This is a genomic window from Streptomyces sp. SYP-A7185 (assembly GCF_046103685.1).
GTDB lineage: Bacteria > Actinomycetota > Actinomycetes > Streptomycetales > Streptomycetaceae > Streptomyces.
In genome coordinates, this window is sequence record NZ_CP122310.1 from 1,447,664 (window position 1) to 1,465,410 (window position 17,747).

Annotated in this window: 20 protein-coding genes; 8 read left to right on the top strand and 12 right to left on the bottom strand. The window is 73.4% G+C overall.

What is annotated here, in order from left to right:
- Positions 1–20: 20 nt before the first annotated feature.
- The 4 genes from QBL25_RS06140 (at position 21) to QBL25_RS06155 (ending at position 2,356) form a co-directional block, all read left to right on the top strand.
- The gene (locus tag QBL25_RS06140; RefSeq protein ID WP_409055964.1) at positions 21–536 is read left to right on the top strand and encodes an Asp23/Gls24 family envelope stress response protein; all 516 of its coding nucleotides are present in this window, start codon (positions 21–23) and stop codon (positions 534–536) included.
- 68 nt (positions 537–604) lie between these two features.
- Positions 605–790: a hypothetical protein gene (locus tag QBL25_RS06145; protein ID WP_409055965.1), complete on the top strand. Its 186-nt coding sequence runs from the start codon at positions 605–607 to the stop codon at positions 788–790.
- Positions 787–1,788, top strand: coding sequence for a DUF6286 domain-containing Asp23/Gls24 family envelope stress response protein (locus QBL25_RS06150; protein ID WP_409055966.1), 1,002 nt, complete (start codon positions 787–789; stop codon positions 1,786–1,788). The genes QBL25_RS06145 and QBL25_RS06150 overlap by 4 nt, the downstream gene beginning before the upstream one ends.
- Entirely contained in the window at positions 1,772–2,356 is a 585-nt protein-coding gene (locus QBL25_RS06155; protein WP_409055967.1) for an alkaline shock response membrane anchor protein AmaP, read from the top strand. The genes QBL25_RS06150 and QBL25_RS06155 overlap by 17 nt, the downstream gene beginning before the upstream one ends.
- Positions 2,357–2,374: 18 nt before the next feature.
- Here the strand turns inward: QBL25_RS06155 and QBL25_RS06160 are convergent, their stop codons facing one another.
- From QBL25_RS06160 to QBL25_RS06185, 6 genes are all read right to left on the bottom strand, one after another.
- Complete coding sequence (locus QBL25_RS06160) at positions 2,375–2,935, bottom strand: rhodanese-like domain-containing protein (protein WP_409055968.1); 561 nt, start codon at positions 2,933–2,935, stop codon at positions 2,375–2,377.
- A gap of 207 nt (positions 2,936–3,142) precedes the next feature.
- Positions 3,143–3,781 carry a fasciclin domain-containing protein gene (locus QBL25_RS06165; protein ID WP_409062564.1) on the bottom strand — a complete coding sequence of 213 codons (639 nt, stop codon included), beginning with the start codon at positions 3,779–3,781 and terminating at the stop codon, positions 3,143–3,145.
- Positions 3,782–3,994: 213 nt separating this feature from the next.
- Positions 3,995–5,353, bottom strand: coding sequence for a cryptochrome/photolyase family protein (locus QBL25_RS06170; protein ID WP_409055969.1), 1,359 nt, complete (start codon positions 5,351–5,353; stop codon positions 3,995–3,997).
- 13 nt (positions 5,354–5,366) lie between these two features.
- Complete coding sequence (locus tag QBL25_RS06175; RefSeq protein ID WP_409055970.1) at positions 5,367–6,122, bottom strand: anti-sigma factor domain-containing protein; 756 nt, start codon at positions 6,120–6,122, stop codon at positions 5,367–5,369.
- Positions 6,119–6,703 carry a sigma-70 family RNA polymerase sigma factor gene (locus QBL25_RS06180; RefSeq protein WP_409055971.1) on the bottom strand — a complete coding sequence of 195 codons (585 nt, stop codon included), beginning with the start codon at positions 6,701–6,703 and terminating at the stop codon, positions 6,119–6,121. The genes QBL25_RS06175 and QBL25_RS06180 overlap by 4 nt, the downstream gene beginning before the upstream one ends.
- 73 nt (positions 6,704–6,776) lie before the next feature.
- The gene (locus QBL25_RS06185; RefSeq protein ID WP_409055972.1) at positions 6,777–8,339 is read right to left on the bottom strand and encodes an SDR family oxidoreductase; all 1,563 of its coding nucleotides are present in this window, start codon (positions 8,337–8,339) and stop codon (positions 6,777–6,779) included.
- 218 nt (positions 8,340–8,557) lie between these two features.
- Between QBL25_RS06185 and QBL25_RS06190 the strand changes: the two genes are divergently transcribed.
- From QBL25_RS06190 to QBL25_RS06205, 4 genes are all read left to right on the top strand, one after another.
- Positions 8,558–8,737, top strand: coding sequence for a hypothetical protein (locus tag QBL25_RS06190; protein ID WP_409055973.1), 180 nt, complete (start codon positions 8,558–8,560; stop codon positions 8,735–8,737).
- A gap of 181 nt (positions 8,738–8,918) precedes the next feature.
- Positions 8,919–10,496, top strand: a complete 1,578-nt coding sequence (locus QBL25_RS06195) for an FAD-dependent oxidoreductase (RefSeq protein ID WP_409055974.1) — start codon at positions 8,919–8,921, stop codon at positions 10,494–10,496.
- 13 nt (positions 10,497–10,509) lie between these two features.
- Positions 10,510–10,995, top strand: a complete 486-nt coding sequence (locus tag QBL25_RS06200) for a flavin reductase family protein (protein ID WP_409055975.1) — start codon at positions 10,510–10,512, stop codon at positions 10,993–10,995.
- The gene (locus QBL25_RS06205; protein ID WP_409055976.1) at positions 10,992–11,651 is read left to right on the top strand and encodes an endonuclease; all 660 of its coding nucleotides are present in this window, start codon (positions 10,992–10,994) and stop codon (positions 11,649–11,651) included. The genes QBL25_RS06200 and QBL25_RS06205 overlap by 4 nt, the downstream gene beginning before the upstream one ends.
- Here QBL25_RS06205 and QBL25_RS06210 read toward each other — a convergent pair.
- From QBL25_RS06210 to QBL25_RS06235, 6 genes are all read right to left on the bottom strand, one after another.
- Positions 11,642–12,013, bottom strand: coding sequence for a VOC family protein (locus QBL25_RS06210; protein WP_409055977.1), 372 nt, complete (start codon positions 12,011–12,013; stop codon positions 11,642–11,644). The genes QBL25_RS06205 and QBL25_RS06210 overlap by 10 nt on opposite strands.
- Positions 12,014–12,179: 166 nt before the next feature.
- Positions 12,180–12,701, bottom strand: a complete 522-nt coding sequence (locus QBL25_RS06215; RefSeq protein ID WP_409055978.1) for a hypothetical protein — start codon at positions 12,699–12,701, stop codon at positions 12,180–12,182.
- Entirely contained in the window at positions 12,698–13,699 is a 1,002-nt protein-coding gene (locus QBL25_RS06220; RefSeq protein WP_409055979.1) for a thymidylate synthase, read from the bottom strand. The genes QBL25_RS06215 and QBL25_RS06220 overlap by 4 nt, the downstream gene beginning before the upstream one ends.
- 12 nt (positions 13,700–13,711) lie before the next feature.
- The gene (locus QBL25_RS06225; protein ID WP_409055980.1) at positions 13,712–14,332 is read right to left on the bottom strand and encodes a class I SAM-dependent methyltransferase; all 621 of its coding nucleotides are present in this window, start codon (positions 14,330–14,332) and stop codon (positions 13,712–13,714) included.
- An 88-nt stretch (positions 14,333–14,420) separates the two neighbouring features.
- Positions 14,421–16,301, bottom strand: a complete 1,881-nt coding sequence (locus QBL25_RS06230) for a hypothetical protein (protein ID WP_409055981.1) — start codon at positions 16,299–16,301, stop codon at positions 14,421–14,423.
- Positions 16,302–16,421: 120 nt separating this feature from the next.
- Entirely contained in the window at positions 16,422–17,690 is a 1,269-nt protein-coding gene (locus tag QBL25_RS06235) for an MFS transporter (RefSeq protein WP_409055982.1), read from the bottom strand.
- Positions 17,691–17,747: the final 57 nt, after the last annotated feature.

Here is a 17,747-nt window from a genome sequence, read left to right on the forward strand (position 1 = left end):
CAGAAAGAGGAGTTGTCACCATGACGACGCCCGACCTCACTTCGAACGCGACCGGCAGCACCGAGAAGCACCTCGGCGGCGAATCCCGCAGGAGCACCCCGGGTGCCACCACCGTCAGCGGAGTCACCGGCGCGGCCGAGCCGGCGGCGACGCGGGGCAAGACGTCCATCGCCGATGTCGTGGTCGTGAAGATCGCCGGCATGGCGGCCCGCGAGATCCCCGGCGTGTACGACATGGGCGGCGGCCTGTCCCGCACCATCGGCGCCGTCCGCGACCGCGTCCCCGGCGGGCGCCCCAACGTGGGCCGCGGGGTGAAGGTCGAGGTCGGCGAGCGCCAGACGGCCATCGACCTCGACATCGTCGTCGACTACGGCGTGCCCATCACGGACGTCGCCCACGACGTGCGCGAGAACGTCATCTCGGCGGTGGAGCGCATCACCGGCCTGGAGGTCGTCGAGGTGAACGTCGCCGTCAACGACGTCCACCTGCCCGAGGACGACGCCGCGGACGCCGGCGGCGAGACGCGCGTCGAGTAGCCCTCCCCCGGGCCCGCCTCCGTGCGGGCCCGTTCCCCGTAGTCCCCTTCTGTGGTGTGAGGTGAGTGGTGAGCACAGCTCTGGTCGGCCTGATGGCGGGCATGGCCCTGGGATTCGCCGGCTGGTTCGGCGGGTTCGGCGCGTTCCTTCTGGTCGCCGCCCTCGGCGCGGTCGGCTTCGTCCTGGGACGCCTCGTCGACGACGGCACGGACGTACGCGCCTTCCTCGGCGGGCGTGACCGGGAGCGCCGATGACCGCGCCCCCGGCGGAGCGCGGCACGACGACCGTCGCGGACCGGGCGGTGCGCCGCATCGCGGAACGCGCCGCCACGGAGGCGCTGGCGCCCGGCGCGGTCGAGGCCGGCGGCGGGTCGGCGGCCGTGCGCGGCCGCCGGGCCCGGGTCGCCGTCACCGTGACCCTGCCCTACCCGGCCGTGCTCGACGACGCGGGCGAGCGCGTGCGCTCGCACGTCGCCGAGCGCACCGCACGGCTCACCGGTCTCACCGTGCCCTCGGCGCGCGTCCGCGTGCGGGGCCTGTCCCGGCGCGGCCTCGCGGCCGAGGAGCCGGCGCCGCCGGTGACCGCCGTGGCGGCGGCCGGGGCGCGCGCCCGCCGGCCCTGGGCGCAACGCCGCCTGCCGGTCCTGGTGTTGGCCCTGCTCGCGGCCGGCGTCTGCGGGGTGCTCCTGTACGACGTGGTGGCCGTGCACGCCGCCGGACACGCTCCCGCGCGGTGGCGGGTCGAGGCGATGGAGTGGCTCTCCACGCACGGCCCGGACAGCACCACCGCCGTGGGCGTGCTCACCGCGGCCGGCGTGCTGGCGCTGGGCGTGTGGCTGCTGGTCCTCGCCGTCACCCCGGGCCGTCGCGGCGTGCTGCCGATGCGGCCGCCGGAGCCGGGGACGCACGCCGTCCTGGACCGCCAGGCGGTCGCGGCCCTCCTGCGGGACGCCGTGACCGACGTACCGGGCGTGGACCGGGTGAGGGTCAAGGCCGGCCGTCGTACGGCGCGGGTCCGTGCCGGGCTGGAGTTCGGCGACCTGGAGGAGGCGCGGCGGGCGGCGACCGAGGCCGCAAGGACGGCGATCGCCGGGCTCGGGCTCGCCGGGCGGCTGCGGCTGCGCGTACGGCTGAACACGGAACCCGCCTGGCGGGAGCCGACGGGCTCCGCACCCGGCACCGAGGCCGGCGGAAGGCCCGAGAGCGGTCCCGTCGCGCCGGAGAGGAGCACCCCTGATGAGCCGACTGCGTAGCGGCACCAACCGCTCGGCCCTGTTCTGCGCGGCGGCGGTCCTTCTGTTCGCGGGGGCCGTACTGGCCTCGGCGGCGGCCCCCGTCCGCGAGCGGCTGCCCTCGGCCTTCCCCCGCGTCGACGCCGACCGGGTGTGGCTGGACGAGGAGCTGCTCGGCCGGTGGCGCGATCACGGCTGGTGGCCCGCGGTGGCGATCACCGCGCTGGCCGTCGCCGCCGTCCTGTTCCTGTGCCTGGCCGCGGCCCAGCTGCGCGGCGGACGGCTGCGGGAGCTCCCGCTGGGCCAGCCCGGCGTCACCCTGTCCACCAAGGCGCTGACGTCCGCGATGGCCGAGCGCGCCCGGGGCGTCGACGGCGTGGCCCGCGCCCACGTACGGCTGCTCGGACGCCCCCGGCGGCTGCGCGCCCGCGTCACGCTTGTCCTGGAGCCCGACGGCTCCCCCGAAGCGGTGCTGCGCGAGCTCGCCCGGGGAGCCGTCGCCGAGGCCCGGGCGGCGGCAGCTCCCCGCGCCCTGGACGCGGAGGTACGCCTCACCACCCGGCGGCACCGGGCGCGCCGCATCCACTGAGGGGCGCGCCCTGGATGCCTACAGGGCTTCCAGGGTGGTGCGCAGGTCGGCGGCGCGCGGCCGGTTGTGGGGCAGCTTGGCGAGGACGGCGGCCATGCCGCAGGTGTCGGTGACGGCCGAGAAGACGAGGCCGGCGCCGACGCCCGCGGCCAGCCAGCGCGCGGCCCGGAAGCGCGTCCCGGCGGCGAGGCCGAGGACCACGAGGGACCCGGCGGCGAACCGCACCTGGCGCTCCATCGGCCAGGCGGTCGGTGCGCCCTCCGAGGGGTGCAGGGGATGGCCCTCTTCGGCCCAGGCGGTGGTGCCGCCGGCGAGGGTGGCCGCGGGGATGTCGGCGGCGGCCAGCTGGTCGCACGCCGAGGTGGAGCGCTGTCCCGAGGCGCAGACCATCAGGAGCTCGCCCCGCGCGGCGGCGGCCTTGAGCTCGGGCAGCGCCATGTGCAGGTGGTCGACGGGGATGTTGTGGGCGCCGGGAAGGTGGCCGGCGGCGTACTCGCCGGGGGTGCGCACGTCGATGACGGTGTAGCGGTCCAGGCGTGCGGCCGCCTCGGAGGGCGCCAGATCGGTGGGGGGAGTCATGTGGGGCAGTCCTTTCGTTGAGCCAAGGCTCTCACCCCAGCCGACGTACATACCCCCAGGGGTATCAAGGGAGGCGTATCAGGGGAGGTGGACAGGGCCGGGCCCGGGAACGCGGCAGCACCGCCGCACGCCTCCGCCGCCCCGGGGCGGGGGCGGCGGAGGCGGTGACGGCGGCGCGAGCGGTGCCCGTCGGCTCCCGGCGACCGGTCAGCTCTTGGGCATCAGGACCGTGTCGACGATGTAGACCGTGGCGTTGGCCGTCGGGACGTTGCCGCAGACCACGTTCGACGAGTCGTTGACCTTGTACTTCTCGCCCGAGCCCGCGGTGGTGAGCTTGCTCTTCTCCAGCGTCTCGAAGGAGCCCTTCTCCAGCTGCTGCGGCGTCAGCTTCTGACCCACCACGTGGTACGTGAGGATCTTGGTCAGCTGGGCCTTGTCGTTGAGCACCTTGTCCAGGTCGGCCTTGGGGATCTTGGCGAAGGCGTCGTTGGTCGGCGCGAACACCGTGATGTTCTTGGCGTTGTTCAGCGTGTCGACCAGACCGGCCTTCTTGACCGCCGTGACCAGCGTGGACAGCTCCGGGTTGTTCGACGCGGCGGTGGCGACCGGGTCCTTCGCCATCCCGTCGAACGAGCCCGCACCGCTCTTGGGCACCGACGAACAGGCCGGTCCGAACGGCTTGTCCGCGGTCATGGCGTCGTCCGACGCGGACTCCTTCGCGCTGGGCGTGGCGTCCGCGGCCTTGGTGTCCTTGTCACCGCTGTCCGAGCACGCCGTCAGGGCGATCGGCAGCATCGCCGCGGCGGCGACGGAGACCGCGACACGGCGGATGCGGGTGGAGTACATGGACATGGACTTCTCCTTGCGTCGTTGCATGGCATTCACGGGGGTGGCTGAGAGCAGACGGGCAGCCGGCGTCACGGCCTCACGGCGCCCAAGCCACGCTCCTCGCTCACACAGGGAATTCGTCACCGGGCGGGCCAGGGATTGCCCACGGGCCCACATTCACCCGATCGGACGCAGCAGCCCCTCCCGTTGACATGCGCCTCTGTCGGCAGGTCAGACGTCGCGGGCCTGCTCGAACCGGGCGCGCGCCTCGGCCAGTTCGACGACCGGTTCGGGGTAGTCGACGGCCGCCCGGTCCCCGTCCGGGAGTTTCCACGGCTCGTGGACCCAGCGGTCCGGGACGTCGGCGAGCTCGGGCAGCCAGCGGCGCACGTACGCGCCGCGCGGGTCGAAGCGCTTGCCCTGGATCACCGGGTTGAGGATCCGGTTGGGCCGGGTGTCGGTCCCGGTGCCCGCCGCCCACTGCCAGTTCATCTGGTTGTTGGCGACGTCGCCGTCCACCAGCAGGCTCAGGAAGTGCCGGGCGCCCACCCGCCAGTCGACGTACAGCGTCTTGGTCAGGAAGCTCGCCACCACCAGCCGCCCGCGGTTGTGCATCCAGCCCTCGTGGCGCAGCTGGCGCATCGCCGCGTCCACGAAGGGATAGCCGGTGCGGCCCTCGGTCCAGGCGGTGATCTCCTTCGCGTTCGAGCGCCAGCGGTCACCGCGCGCGCGGTAGTCGTGGGCCGCCGCGTCCGGGCGGGCCGCGAGGACCTGGTGGTGGAAGTCCCGCCAGGCCAGCTGCCGCACGAAGGCCTGCGCTCCCGGCGAGCCCTCGCGGTTCGCCTCGTGGATGACCTCGGCCGCCGACACCGTGCCGAAGTGGAGGTGGGGCGAGAGGCGCGAGGTGGCATCGCCCGCGACGTCGTTCTGTCCGTTCTCGTAGTCCGCGACGCCGCCGTTCAGCCAGGCCCGCAGCCGCCGTCGCCCGGCGCTCTCGCCGCCGGTGTCCAGACCCGGCGAGACGCCGGAGATCTCCGCGCGCTTCGGCACCGGATCCGACGTCACGTCGGCGACCCGCACCTTGCGCGGGGCGGCGACGAAGTCCCGTACGCCTGCCGCCGCCCAGCGCCGGAAGTACGGCGTGAAGACGGCGTAGTGGTCCTTGCCCGACGGCAGCACCTCGCCCGGCGCGAGCGCCGTGACGACCGCGTCGTGCACGGCCAGCTCGCAGCCGGTGCCCTCCAGGGCGGCGCGCAGCCGCCCCTCGCGGCCCGTCGCGTACCGGCTGACCCCGGCCGCGACGTGCACCCGCCCGACCCCGGTCTCCTTCACCACCCGGCGGACCTCCTCGGCGACGTCGCCGGCGCGGACCACGAGGCGACCGCCGCGCTTGCGCAGCCCCGAGTCGAGGTCCTCCAGGCAGTCGGCGAGAAAGGCACGCCGGTTCGGTACGGCGAAACCCGTGTCCCGCAGCGCGTCGTCGTGCACGAACAGCGGGACGATCCGGTCCGCCTCGTGCAGGGCCGCCCGCAGGGACGGGTTGTCGTGCAGGCGCAGGTCGGAGGTGAACAGGACGATCGACACAGTCACTTTCTGCGGCTCCTCATGCCGTGGGGAAATTCATCAGGGCCACCGGGTCGGACGTCGGCTCGTCCGAGCCGCCGGCCGGCTCCACGGTGATGCCGATGCCGGACGCCTGGTCCACCGGTCCGTCCAGGAGCACCGCCTCGGTGCTGCTCGCGGGATCCATCAGACCGGCCGAACGCATCGACCCGTCGTCGTTGAACCACAGCTGGTAGACCTTGCCCGACGGCGGCTCGGGCATCTTGGCGGCCACGAAGGCGGCCTGGTTGCGGCTCTTGGCCACCACGACCGTGCCGGTGGCGCCGTCGGTGAGCCGCGCGCTGGAGGCCTTGGCGTCCGGAGCCGCGAGCACCTGGGCCAGCTGCTCGGTCCTGCGCTGGGCCTCCTGGACGCGCTCGCCCGCCTCGTCCGCCCGCTGGTGCTGCCACACGGCGATGCCGCCGAACCCGACGGCGGCCGCCAGGCACGCGGCGAGGGCGAAGCGGGACAGCTGCCGGCCGCGGTGCGCGCCCTCGCCGGTCTTCTCCGGTGCGGGCGTGTGCGGCGGCAGTTGACGGACCGTGGCGATCCGGCGGAGCACCTCGGCCTTCATGGGCGCGGGCGGGGTGACGGCCACGGCACGGGCCAGGCGGCCCGTCGTGGCGGCCAGCTCGCGCACCTCCTGGGCGCAGGCCTCGCACATCTGGAGATGCCGCTCGAACTCCGTGCGCTCCTCGTCCGAGAGGGCGTGCAGGACGTAGGCGCCCGTCAGCGTGTGCAGGTCGGCGGCGCTCATGCGTTCACCCCCAGGCAGTCGCGCAGGCGGATGAGGCCGTCGCGCAGCCGGGTCTTGACCGTGCCCAGCGGCACGGAGAGCAGCTCGCCGACCTCGCGGTAGGTCAGCCCCCGGTAGTAGGCCAGGGTCACCGACTGCCGCTGGAGTTCGGTGAGGGTGCGCAGACAGCGGCGCACCTGCTCGCGCTCCAGGCGGGACTCCACCTGCTCGCTCACCTCGTCGAAGGCGGGCGTGCGCTCCAGCAGCGCCGCCTTGTGGTCGCGCTCGGCCGACGCCTGTACGGACCGCACCCGGTCCACCGCCCTGCGGTGCGCCATCGTCAGCACCCAGTTCATGACACTCCCCCGTTCCGACCGGTAGCGCGCGGCGCTGCGCCACACCTCCACCAGCACTTCCTGGGCGACCTCCTCGGACTGCGCCGGGTCGCGCAGGACCGTGCGGACGAGGCCGAGGACGGGTGAGCAGACCACGTCGTACAGCGAGGCGAAGGCCTCCTGGTCGCCGCGGGCCACCCGGCCCAGCAACTCGGCCAGATCGGGGCCCGCGGAGGGAGCCCCGCTGATGTGCACCACTTCATTCACCCGGTGATCCTCCTGGACGCTGGTCGCCTTCAGAGGTGATTCGGAGCCGGTGCGTCGCCGGATTGCCCGTGGGTCAGGATTTCTGGGCGGTTTTGGCGGTGCGCTGTTCCGCCGTCCGGGTGATGTTGCGTGCCATGCCGCCGAAGACGAGGGCGTGGAACGGCGAGACGCTCCACCAGTAGGCGTGCCCCAGGAGGCCGCGCGGATGGAACAGGGCCCGCTGCCGGTAGCGGGTGCGGCCCTCCTCGTCCTCTTCCGCGTACATCTCCAGCCAGGCCAGGCCCGGCAGCCGCATCTCGGCCCGCAGGCGCAGCAGCCGCCCCGGTTCGATCTCCTCGACCCGCCAGAAGTCCAGCGAGTCCCCCACCCGCAGCCGCTGGGCGTCCCGGCGTCCCCGGCGCAGGCCGACCCCGCCGACGAGCCGGTCGAGCCAGCCGCGCACCGCCCAGGCCAGCGGGAAGGAGTACCAGCCGTTGTCGCCGCCGACGCCTTCCACGACGCGCCACAGGGCTTGCGGGGAGGCGTCGACGGTCCGCTCCCGCCGGTCGGTGTAGAGGCTGCCGCCCGCCCAGTCGGGGTCGGTGGGCAGCGGGTCGCTGGGGGCGCCGGCCACGGCGGCGGACGACCAGCGGGTGCTGACCTGGGCGTCCTTCACGCGTTCGAGGGCCAGGGAGAGCGCACGGTCGAAGGTGATCGGGACGCCGGGTGCGTCGGGCACGTACCGGGCGATGTCGTGTTCGTGGCAGATGACCTCGTACCGCAGGGATTCCGCGAGCGGCCGGGCGATCGAGGCCGGTACGGGGGTGATCAGGCCGACCCAGTGGCTGGAGAGGCGGGGGGTCAGCATGGGCACCGGCAGGATGAGCCGGTGCGGCAGCTTCGCCACGACCGCGTACCGGCTCATCATCTCGCGGTAGGTGACGACGTCCGGTCCGCCGACGTCGAAGGCGCGGTTGACCTCGTCGGGCATGGTGGCGCTGCCCACCAGGTAGCGCAGGACGTCGCGCACGGCGATCGGCTGGATCCGGGTGCTCACCCAGCTCGGCGTGACCATGACCGGCAGGCGCTCGGTGAGGTAGCGCAGCATCTCGAACGACGCGGAGCCGGAACCGATGATCACCGCGGCGCGGAGCATGGTGGTCGGCACCCCGGACTCCATGAGGATCCGGCCGACTTCGGCCCGCGAGCGCAGGTGCGGCGAGAGCTCCTGCTCGGGGATGTTCTCGGGAGTGAGGCCGCCCAGGTAGACGATGCGCCGCACGCCCGCGGCGCGGGCCTGCTCGGCGAAGATCCGGGCCGTCTTCCGGTCGGTCTCCTCGAAGCCCGATCCGGTGCCGAGCGCGTGGATGAGGTAGTACGCGACGTCGACGCCCTCCATGGCCGAGCCGACGGACGCGGCGTCGGACGCGTCGCCCCGCAGCACCTCGGCCCGCCCGGTCCAGGGGTAATCGCGCAGCTTCTCGGGCGAGCGGGCCAGGCACCGCACCTCGTGCCCCGCGTCGAGCAGTTCGGGGACGAGCCGCCCGCCGATGTATCCGGTCGCCCCGGTGACAAGGCAGCGCAGCCGCGTGCCGCCGCTGCCCTTGCCGCCGTCATCGGCCTGACCGGCGCTGTCGGCGTTGTCGGCGTTGTCCATGGGAGCCTCCGGCCTCGCACGATGTCCTTGCCCTTCCCACCTTCCCCCGGGTGTCGCGGGTAGCGCGCGATCAGCGCGTGCGGCGGGATACGTGGGCAGCTCCAAGGGCCGCAGGGCCCCCATCTGGCGATATCACACAACGTGACTGTTCGATATGCGCAGGGTTACCTCGCGTGCCACGCTGAAGAAACCAATCCGCCCTCACGAGGAGTGAACTCATGGGCAAGCAGAAGCGGTCCGTCGATCCGTCCCGCCAGGCCCCCGGCCGGCAGGAGCCCCCGCAGCGGGGCCGTCGCGAGCAGGACCCCGCTCAGCCGGGCCAGCGCCGCCAGCAGGAGCGTGAAGCAGGCGACGCGCGCGCACAGCAGCGTCAGGACATGGACGACGACCTGGTCTGACACACGGACCGCGCAGGCCCCGAGGGGCGCACCCAAGCGCTTGGGTGCGCCCCTCGGCGTCGTGAGAGGCCGAGATCCGATCACTGGGACTCCTCGCCCGGGGTACCCGGCGACAGCAGCATCGTGCCGACCACGGTCCGCGGCCTCGCCGTGGCGCTCCACCGGTCCCTCAGGAGGCGACATGACCACGCACCACCGGACGATCGACGAGTCGTACTGGATCGCGACCACCCCCGAGACCGGCTATCCGGCTCCCGACGCGGACCTGACGGCGGACGTCGCCGTCATCGGCGGCGGCATCGCCGGACTGTGCACCGCCTGGGACCTCGTCCGGGCGGGCCTCGACGTCGTCGTCCTGGAGGCGGACCGGATCGCCGCGGGCGTGAGCGGTTACACCACGGCCAAGCTGAGCGCCGCGCACGGGCTCATCTACGCGGACATCGAGAAGAAGCACGGCGCCGACGACGCCCGCCTGTACGCGCTCTCGCAGCAGGAAGGCGTCGAGCGCACCGCGGCCCTCTGCGCCGAGCTGGGCATCGACGCCGAGCTGGAACGCTCCCCCGCCTTCACCTACCTCCAGGACCCCGCACGCGTCGACGAGCTGCGCCAGGAGGCCGCCGCCGCGCGGCGGGCCGGGCTCGACGCGTCCTTCGTGACCGAGACGGGCCTGCCCTTCCACGTCGCCGGCGCGGTCCGCGTCGAAGACCAACTCCAGTTCCACCCCCGGAAGTTCCTGCTGGCCCTGGCCGAGAACATCACCCGGGCAGGAGGGCGCGTCTTCGAGCGCACCCGGGTCACCGGCCTGCACGACGGCGCCCGCTGCCGGCTCACCACGGAGGCCGGCATCACGGTCGAGGCCCGTGACACGGTCATCGCCACGCACTACCCGATCTTCGACCGCACCCTGCTCTTCACCCGGATCAAGCCCCACCGGGAGCTGGTGATCGCGGCGCCCGTGCCGTCGGACGCGGCACCGGCCGGCATGTACATCACCCCGGAGGGCGGGACCCGTTCGCTGCGCAGCGCCCCCTACGACGACGGGCGGCGGCTGCTCATCGTCACCGGCGAGTCGTTCGAACCGGGCGCGGGCGGGGTCCGCGAGCGGTTCGACCGGCTCGACACCTGGGCGCGCGAGCACCTGCCGCACTTCGCCGAGAAGGGCGAGGCCTACCGCTGGGCGGCGCAGGACAACGACTCCGCGGACCGCCTGCCGTACGTCGGGCACGCGCACCCGGGCACCCAGCACGTCTTCGTCGCCACCGGCTTCGGCGGCTGGGGCATGAGCAACGGCGTGATGGCGGGACGCCTGCTCACCGCCCACATCACGGGCGGGCCGCGGCCGGCCTGGACCGATCTGTACGACCCGCGCCGGCTGCCCCCGGTCAAGGACGTGGGCACGCTCGCCTCGTACCAGGCGTCCGCGGCCAAGCACTTCGTCGGCGACCGGCTGCACACCAGCCACGTCGACTCGCTGACCGACATCCCGCCGGGCAGCGGAGCCGTCGTACGCGTGGACGGCAAACGGTGCGCGGTCTACCGCGACGAGAGCGGGCAGGCCACCGCGGTCTCCGCGCGCTGCACCCACCTGGGCTGCCTGGTGCAGTTCAACGACGCCGACCGGGTCTGGGAGTGCCCCTGCCACGGCTCGCGCTTCGGTACGGACGGCTCGGTCCTGCACGGTCCCGCCACCCGGCCCCTGGAACCGCGCGAGACCCCGGACACCCCGGGCGCCGCGGACACGCCCGGCACCCCGGCCTAGGAGGGCGGTCGCCTTGGTGACTGTGGACGGGTTCACCGACCGGCTCGACTACCCGATGTTCGTGGTGACGGCGGCGGCCGGCGAGGCGCCCGCGGGCTGCCTGGTCGGATTCGGCTCGCAGTGCGCGCTGGATCCGCCGCGCTTCGCGGTGTGGCTCTCCAAGGCGAACCACACCTACCGCGTGGCCCGCGACGCCTCGTTCCTGGGCGTGCACCTCCTGCGGCGCGACCAGCACGCCCTGGCGCGGCTGTTCGGCGGTGAGTGCGGTGAGCGTGTCGACAAGTTCGCGGACGTCCGGTGGGAGCCTCGCTCGGGCGGCGCCCCCGTACTCATGGACTCCTGCGCCTGGTGGGTCGGCAGGATCGAGCGGTACGCGGACTGGGGAGACCACGTGGGCTTCCTCCTCGAACCGGTGGAGGCAGACGCCGACCCGCCGCCGCACGAGGACCTGCTGCGCCTGAGCGACGTCACCGACCTCACCCCCGGCCACCCCGCATGAGCCCGGCGGACAGGGCGGACCAGAAGGCCGTGATGCGGGACCTGCTCAAGACGTCGGGGCGGACGTACGCGGCCGAGGCGGGCATCAAGCTCGGCGACACTCCGCAGCCGCTCTATCGCACGCTCGTCCTGTCCTGCCTGCTCAGCGCCCGGATCCGGGCCTCCGTGGCGGTGGCGACCTCCCGCGCGCTGTACGAGGCGGGGATGCGCGGCCCGCGGCAGATGGCCGACGCGTCCTGGCGGCAGCGGGTCGACGCGCTGGGCCGCGGCGGCTACCGGCGCTACGACGAGCGCACCGCGACCCAACTCGGCGACGGCGCCCGGCTGGTGCTCGACGAGTGGGGCGGAGATCTGCGCACGCTCCGCGAGGAGGCCGACGGCGACCCGGCGGCCCTGAAGCGGCTGCTGCGCCGGGTACCGGGCCTCGGCCCCGCCGGAGCGGACATCTTCGTGCGCGAGGTGCAGGACGTATGGCCGAAGTACGCGCCCTGGTTCGACGCCAAGGTCCTGCAAGGCGCGGAGCGTCTGGGGCTGCCCCCGGACGCGTCCGCCCTGCTGCGGCTCGCGGGCGACGCCACGCCGGGAGTGACGGCCGCGGCGCTGGTCCGGGCCGCCCTCGCGTCACGGCGTGCCGCGCCCGGCGCCGCTCACTCCTGACAGAGGCAGAACGGGTGGCCCGCCGGGTCGGCGAAGACGCGGAAGCCGCGCTCGCCGCCCCGGTCGTCGAGGTCCAGGGCCGTCGCTCCTTCCGCGAGCACCTCCGCCTGCGCCTTGTCCATGTCGCTGACGTCGAAGTCCAGGTGCAGCTGCTGCGAATCCGACTCGCCCTGCGGCCACTTGGGCGGGCGGTGGTCCGGTGCGCGCTGGAACGCGAGCCGGGCGCCGCCCGGAACGTACAGGTCGTACCAGTCCTCGTCGTACCGGCGGATCTCGCCGCCGAGCACCGCCTGGTAGAAACGGGCCAACGGTTCGGGTTCGGGGCAGTCCAGCGCAACCAGGGTGTAGGTCGCGATCGCCATGAGCGGTTCGCCTCCCGCGTCTCGACGTGCAGAGTCGACGTGCAGAGCACCGGGTTCCCTCGCGTTTCACGGTAAACCCGTCCCTTCGCGCGTGTCTCTTCCGGGCCTCGGGAGGCGGGCAGCCCCCGTCCGTACGGCGACGGGGGCTCCCCGGCCCGGCGCTGTCTCAGCGGTTGGGGCCCGCGGCCTCCCGCTGCCGCAGGACCGCACGGCGTACCGCCTCGTCGATGTCCGCGAGCGCGGTCTTGAGGTCGCCGAAGACCACGTACTCGACCGTCGCCACCGCGTGCAGCCCGCGGACGAGGAACGCGTACTCCTGGCCCTCCTCGAGCAGCAGCACGATCGGTTTGTCGAAGGCGCTGGCCCAGCCCATCTCGATGTGGGTGCCGGGAGAGGCGGGCAGTCCGGGGAAGCCCACGAACACGTCGGCCTTGCGGATCTCCTCCTGGTCCAGCGGGGTGCACTCGGCCGGGGCCATCAGTTCGGCGCCCCACGCCTCACGGCGGTGGGCGTTGTGGACGCTGAACCCCTGCCGCTCGAAGTGCTCGATCAGGGCGGCGAAGGGCGCCCGCGTCCCCGGGGGCATCTCGCCGGTGGCGGGGTCGAGCAGTTGGAGGAAGGGCCCCGCGAGGAAGAGGGTGGTGACGCCGAGTTCACCGGCGAGCTCGCGGGCGGGAGTCATGGTCATGCGGAGACCTCCTGGTCGGCGATGGCGCGGGGCCACCGGCACAGCATCATCCGGCGGTACAGGGGCGGGAGTTCGTCGAGCAGCTCGCGGTCCGCCCCGTTCTCGAAGGTGAGCTGGCGGTGCAGCTCGAAGAGGCCGATCACGTCCTGCCAGTAGCGGGGCAGGTCCAGGGCGCGCAGCGCGGCGGGGCCGAGCCGGAGCCGGTCGGTGCGCAGCCGTGCCTCGATCCGCAGCACCTCGCGCACGTGCGGCCAGTTGTCCCCGGCGGGCATCGCGGGGAACGGCTGCGGGGCGGTGCCGTCCGGGCCCTCCCGCAGGACCCGCTCCACCAGCGGGGCGTCGCTGTCGTACACGTGCAGGGAGCCCACCTGGTGGACGTAAGTGCCGACGTCGGCGCCCAGCTGCCGGGCGAGCAGCTCCAGGAGGAAGGTGAAGGAGAAGACGTCGCTCACCATGCCGCGGTAGGCGTCGTTGGCGCGCATGTAGCCGACGGCGTGCAACTGCCCCTCGCGGAGCATGAACTGGAGGGCAAGGGTGCACGCGACGTCGATGTTGCCGGGTTCGCGCAGCTCGTCCGGATGGAAGATCTGCACGACGGCGCGTTTGCTGTCGGGGTCGTCCGCCAGGACGTCCAGGACACTGCGCCACTGGTCCAGGCCCGTCCCCCGGTAGTCGAATATCCGGGGCCCGTACGCGGTCCCCGTCAGGGTGGCCCCGTCCGACGAGTACCTGCGGATGCTCGGCGCGTAGTGCGCGACGAGCTCCAGGTCGGCCGAACCGGAGAGGTACCAGAGGGCCTCGGCGAAGTTGAAGACCAGGTTGGACCTGCGCCCCGGCAGCGCGACATGGCGCTGGACGGGCCGCCGGACCCGGAATCCGGCGCCCAGCCGCTCACGGCTGGGGAACCCGCGCGGGGCGTTGCGGAACGCCGCGCCGAGATAGGTGCTCCGCAGTTCCGCCAGGTAGGCGTCCTCGACGGTGTCGTAGGTGCTGTGCACGTGGCGCCTCCCTCAGTCCTTGTAGAAGCACTGGATGTACGCGTCACCGGAGGTGCCGTAGGTGTACTCGGTGGTGTCGTACGCGGTGTACGGGTGGCGCTCCACGCGGATCGTGCGGAAGTGCTGGACGTACTGCCAGCGCAGTTCGGGTTTGGTGCTGAAGAAGGGGATGAAGACCCCGCCGGGGCGCAGGGCGCGCACGACCTCCGGCATGGTCCTGCGCCACAGTTCCTCGTCCTTCCACACCTCCATGTCGAGCGCGGGGTCGAAGAACATCCCGTCGATGCTCTCCGTCTCCAGCTCGAAGACGCGCTCGAAGAAGTTCCCCCGCTCGACGGAGAGCGTGCCGGGGAGCGTGGGGTGGCTCCGGCGGAAGAGGTCCTCGACCTCTCCGAAGAGTTCCAGGACCCGGTGGCTGCGGGTGGCGGGGTTCTCGGCGATGCGCAGGGCGGAGAGGCCGAGGCCGAGCCCGACCTCGTAGAAGTCCTTGCCGTGGCGGCACAGCAGGTCGGCGCTGGCCCACATCAGGTCGCGCTCCCAGGCCTGCATGGCCTGTTCGCCGCCGATGCTCAAGGTCACCTCACCGTCGCGGTCGATGAGTTCGATCTCCGGTGCGGGGGTGGTCTTCTCCATGACAACCATCCTTCGTCCGGCCGGCGTGCGGTCCGGTAATGGGGGTCGGGTGGGCGGGTGGACGTGCCGGGGTGGCGCGGGGGCCGTCTCAGCCATGGCCGGGGACGACGCCGAAGTGCCGCCGTGCGGTCGAGACGGCCAGGTCCTGCACGGCGAACACCGTGAAGTAGTAGGCCTGCGGGGCGGTGTCGGGCGCGAAGCGCACCTGGAAGACGACGTCCTTGGCGCGGTCGCCGGAGGCCCGGACCTTGATCCGTTCCGGTTCGACCGTGGTGTCGTCGCGCAGATAGCTCGGCAGGAACAGACCCAGCCGTACGGGGCCGGGGCGCGCCGCGGTGAGGGAGGCGCGCACTTCGAGCACGCCGCCCTGCTCCACCTCGTCGGCGGCATAGGCCAGGAGCTGTGGCGCGTCGGGGACGCGGAAGGTGACGTCGCCGCAGCGCATGCACACCACGCACAGGGTGTCGAGGACGTGCGGGAGCAGTCCCCGGCGGGCGAACTCCTGGGCGGGGCGCCCGCAGTGGCAGACGACCTCGCGGACGTCGGGGTCCAGGGAGCTGCGGTCACCGAAGTGGGCGGGGTAGTTCATGATCTCGTTCTCGGGGTTCTCCGCGACCTGCCCGGCGATCACGTGGTCGAGGGACTGGAGGTCCGCCGAGAGGGAGGTGCGGATCTCCTCGGGGGTCTGGTCGGCGAGGTGGGTGGGGCGGGCCACCAGGAGGTCCACCTTGCGGGCGAGTTTGGCGAGGCGGGGGCGCAGGGAGTGGTTGTGCGGCAGCAGCTCCGAGGTGAGCAGTGCGGAGAGCCGGCGGCCGACGGTGAGGACCAGCGGGTCGGGCGCGTGGTCGGAGGGCGGCGGGGGCGCCGGGGTGTCCGCCGGCTCTCCCGGCAGCCCGAAGCGCATGAACGCGGGGTAGGGGTGGGAGCCCGCCAGGCTGGCGTTGAGGGTGTCCACGGAGTCCGCGCCGGTGGCGGCGGCGAGCATCCAGGCGACGTTCTCCGGCCGGTCGGAGTCGTGCACGGAGACGGCCGAGACGATCGTGCGGGCGGGGCTGTCGAGGGCGTTGAGCAGCAGCTGGTACTTGGGGTCGTAGAGCGCGAGGTCGGCCAGCGGGCCGCTGTTGCAGGCGCTGAGGACCAGTTCGGTCGCCTCGACCTTGTTGAGCGGGACGAGTTTGTCCTCGGGTTTGTAGCAGGGCAGTCCGTAGGCGCACCGCGGGGCGAGGACGCCCGGCAGGGCGGTGGCGGTCTCGTTGAGGCCGCAGATGGTGAACTCGCCGAGGTTGATGCTGTCGTCCTTGCCGTGGCCCTGGAAGACGACGCGGCGCCACTGGGTGCCGAGGATCTCGGCCTGGATGTCGCGGCGTTCGAAGTCGCGGTCGTCGAAGACCCGGACGCCGGGGAGCCGCGGCGGCCGGTCGGTGTCGGTGAACAGGCCGAGCGTGTCGAGGTCCTCGGGCAGCCGGGCGTACTGCTTGGCGATGTTCCACGCGACCGACGTCCCGTCGCGCCCGCTCAGCAGGGAGAGTCCGCGCCGGGCGTCGCGGTAGGTGGCGAGGAGCAGCGGCCGCACCGGGTCGAGGTTGAGCCGGGCATAGGTGCCCACCAGCAGGAGCGTGCCCGCGGGCCGCTCGGGGAAGGTGGCCAGCTCGTCCTCGGTGAGCCACTCGCGGGCGAGCGGGCGGGCCAGGTCGGCGACGCCGTCGGCCAGCTCCGGGGCGCCGAGCACGACGCCGAAGTCCAGCGGGGCGGGCCGGCGCACCCCGGCGTAGAGGCGCGAGGCGAGTGCCACGCTGTGGACCAGGTCGTCCCGGCCGTCGACGGGGACGGGGATCGGCGTCCGGTCGGGCGCGTCGAGGAACTCCCGTACGGCCGGAGCGAGATCGGCGGTCCGGACGGGGCCGAACAGTGCGGTGTCCGGTCCCGGGCGCGACGGTTCGTGGCTCGGTCGGGAGACGGCTGACTTCATGAAGCGTTACCTCGTGTTCTTACGCTGACCCTGCGAGGAGTGACGTGTCGGGCGGACGGGGGCGGGAGATCTGACGGACGGGTGACGGGTGCGGCGGGGCGCGGGCCGCCCCCTGCCCGGTCACCGGCCGCCCGCGTCGGCGGGCTCGGGCGCGGTGGCGGCGCGGCTCATCAGGCCCCGGCAGGCGAAGGCCACGCACGCGGCGGCCAGGGCCGTGGCGAAGGCGGCGGCGAACACGCCGCGCGGTCCGGCCGGTTCCATGAGGAGGCCGCCCGCCTGCTGGCCGAGCGCGTCCCCCACGACGGTGGCCAGGGACGCCCAGGTGAAGGCCTCCGTCAGGGAGCGGCCGTCCGCCAGCAGGCTGACCAGCGTCATCTCGCTGGCGGAGACCAGGGCGATGGGCACGCTGCCGACCGCGAGGGCGAGGGCGAGCGTCAGGTGCGAGGTGGCCAGCAGCGGCAGACCGGTGCCGACGGCGAACGCGAGCACCAGGCGCGGGAAGCGCAGATGCACCGCGACCTCGGACTGGGAGCGGCCCAGCCACAGGGCGCCCAGCGCGCTGCCGATGCCCCAGCAGGCGTACACCAGGCCGGTGTTGCCCGGGGAGCCGTGGTCGTCGACGAAGGCGGGGATGGCGAGTGTCATCAGGCCGACGGGTACGGAGCTGAGCGCCATGACGGCGGTCAGCGCGAGCATCGGAGTCGACCTGAGGGGTCCGAGGAGGCCGCCTCGGCCGGTCGTCCCGTCCCCCGGGTCCGTGCCCGCCGTGTCCGGCGTGACCTCGGTGCCGTCGGGCACCTTGGTGAAGGCGAGGCCGATCGCCCCGATGCCGCCGATCACCGAGACGGCCGTCAGGGCGGTCCCGGCCGAGCCGGTCAGCATCAGGACGGCGAGCATCAACGGCGCCCCGATCACCAGGACTTCGGTGAGCAGCGCCTCCCACAGATAAGCGGTCTCCCGCTCGTCGTCCCGCAGCGGCAGACGCGCCCACAGCGACCGCATGCAGGCGTTGGCCGGAGGGAGCGCGATGCCGGCGAGCACCGCCAGTGCCGGCTGTGCCCAGTCGCCCGGTTCCGTGGTCCACACCAGCGCGGCGAGCGCCGCCGGGTAGACCAGGCCGGTCAGCACCAGGACGGTCCTGCGGCCACGGCGGTCGACCCGGCGGGCGATGAGCGGGCTGCCCAGCGCCATGCCGACGGTGTAGAGCGCGGAGACCAGTCCGGCCTGGGCGTAGCTGCCGCCCTGTTCGCGCACGACGAGCACCATGGCGAGGGACATGAGGTAGACCGGCAGCCGGGAGACCACGCTCCACCAGGCAGGTCCCGCGACCTGACGGCGGGTGAGCAGGGCGGCGAGACGGCGGGCGAGACCGTTCGGCTTCTCTTCCATGGTTCCTGTTCCGTGGTGGCCCGTTGCGGGGCGTGCGGGTGCCGGCGTGCGAGGTGC

What these genes read in the sequence shown, in the direction of transcription:
- QBL25_RS06150 (WP_409055966.1), top strand. Translation starts at nt 787, where the DNA reads ATGACCGCGCCCCCGGCGGAGCGCGGCACGACGACCGTCGCGGACCGG.
- QBL25_RS06140 (WP_409055964.1), top strand. Translation starts at nt 21, where the DNA reads ATGACGACGCCCGACCTCACTTCGAACGCGACCGGCAGCACCGAGAAG.
- QBL25_RS06225 (WP_409055980.1), bottom strand. Translation starts at nt 14,332, where the DNA reads ATGGAGAAGACCACCCCCGCACCGGAGATCGAACTCATCGACCGCGAC.
- QBL25_RS06215 (WP_409055978.1), bottom strand. Translation starts at nt 12,701, where the DNA reads ATGACCATGACTCCCGCCCGCGAGCTCGCCGGTGAACTCGGCGTCACC.
- QBL25_RS06205 (WP_409055976.1), top strand. Translation starts at nt 10,992, where the DNA reads ATGAGCCCGGCGGACAGGGCGGACCAGAAGGCCGTGATGCGGGACCTG.
- QBL25_RS06190 (WP_409055973.1), top strand. Translation starts at nt 8,558, where the DNA reads ATGGGCAAGCAGAAGCGGTCCGTCGATCCGTCCCGCCAGGCCCCCGGC.
- QBL25_RS06175 (WP_409055970.1), bottom strand. Translation starts at nt 6,122, where the DNA reads ATGAGCGCCGCCGACCTGCACACGCTGACGGGCGCCTACGTCCTGCAC.
- QBL25_RS06195 (WP_409055974.1), top strand. Translation starts at nt 8,919, where the DNA reads ATGACCACGCACCACCGGACGATCGACGAGTCGTACTGGATCGCGACC.
- QBL25_RS06165 (WP_409062564.1), bottom strand. Translation starts at nt 3,781, where the DNA reads ATGTACTCCACCCGCATCCGCCGTGTCGCGGTCTCCGTCGCCGCCGCG.
- QBL25_RS06230 (WP_409055981.1), bottom strand. Translation starts at nt 16,301, where the DNA reads ATGAAGTCAGCCGTCTCCCGACCGAGCCACGAACCGTCGCGCCCGGGA.
- QBL25_RS06185 (WP_409055972.1), bottom strand. Translation starts at nt 8,339, where the DNA reads ATGGACAACGCCGACAACGCCGACAGCGCCGGTCAGGCCGATGACGGC.
- QBL25_RS06155 (WP_409055967.1), top strand. Translation starts at nt 1,772, where the DNA reads ATGAGCCGACTGCGTAGCGGCACCAACCGCTCGGCCCTGTTCTGCGCG.
- QBL25_RS06210 (WP_409055977.1), bottom strand. Translation starts at nt 12,013, where the DNA reads ATGGCGATCGCGACCTACACCCTGGTTGCGCTGGACTGCCCCGAACCC.
- QBL25_RS06235 (WP_409055982.1), bottom strand. Translation starts at nt 17,690, where the DNA reads ATGGAAGAGAAGCCGAACGGTCTCGCCCGCCGTCTCGCCGCCCTGCTC.
- QBL25_RS06160 (WP_409055968.1), bottom strand. Translation starts at nt 2,935, where the DNA reads ATGACTCCCCCCACCGATCTGGCGCCCTCCGAGGCGGCCGCACGCCTG.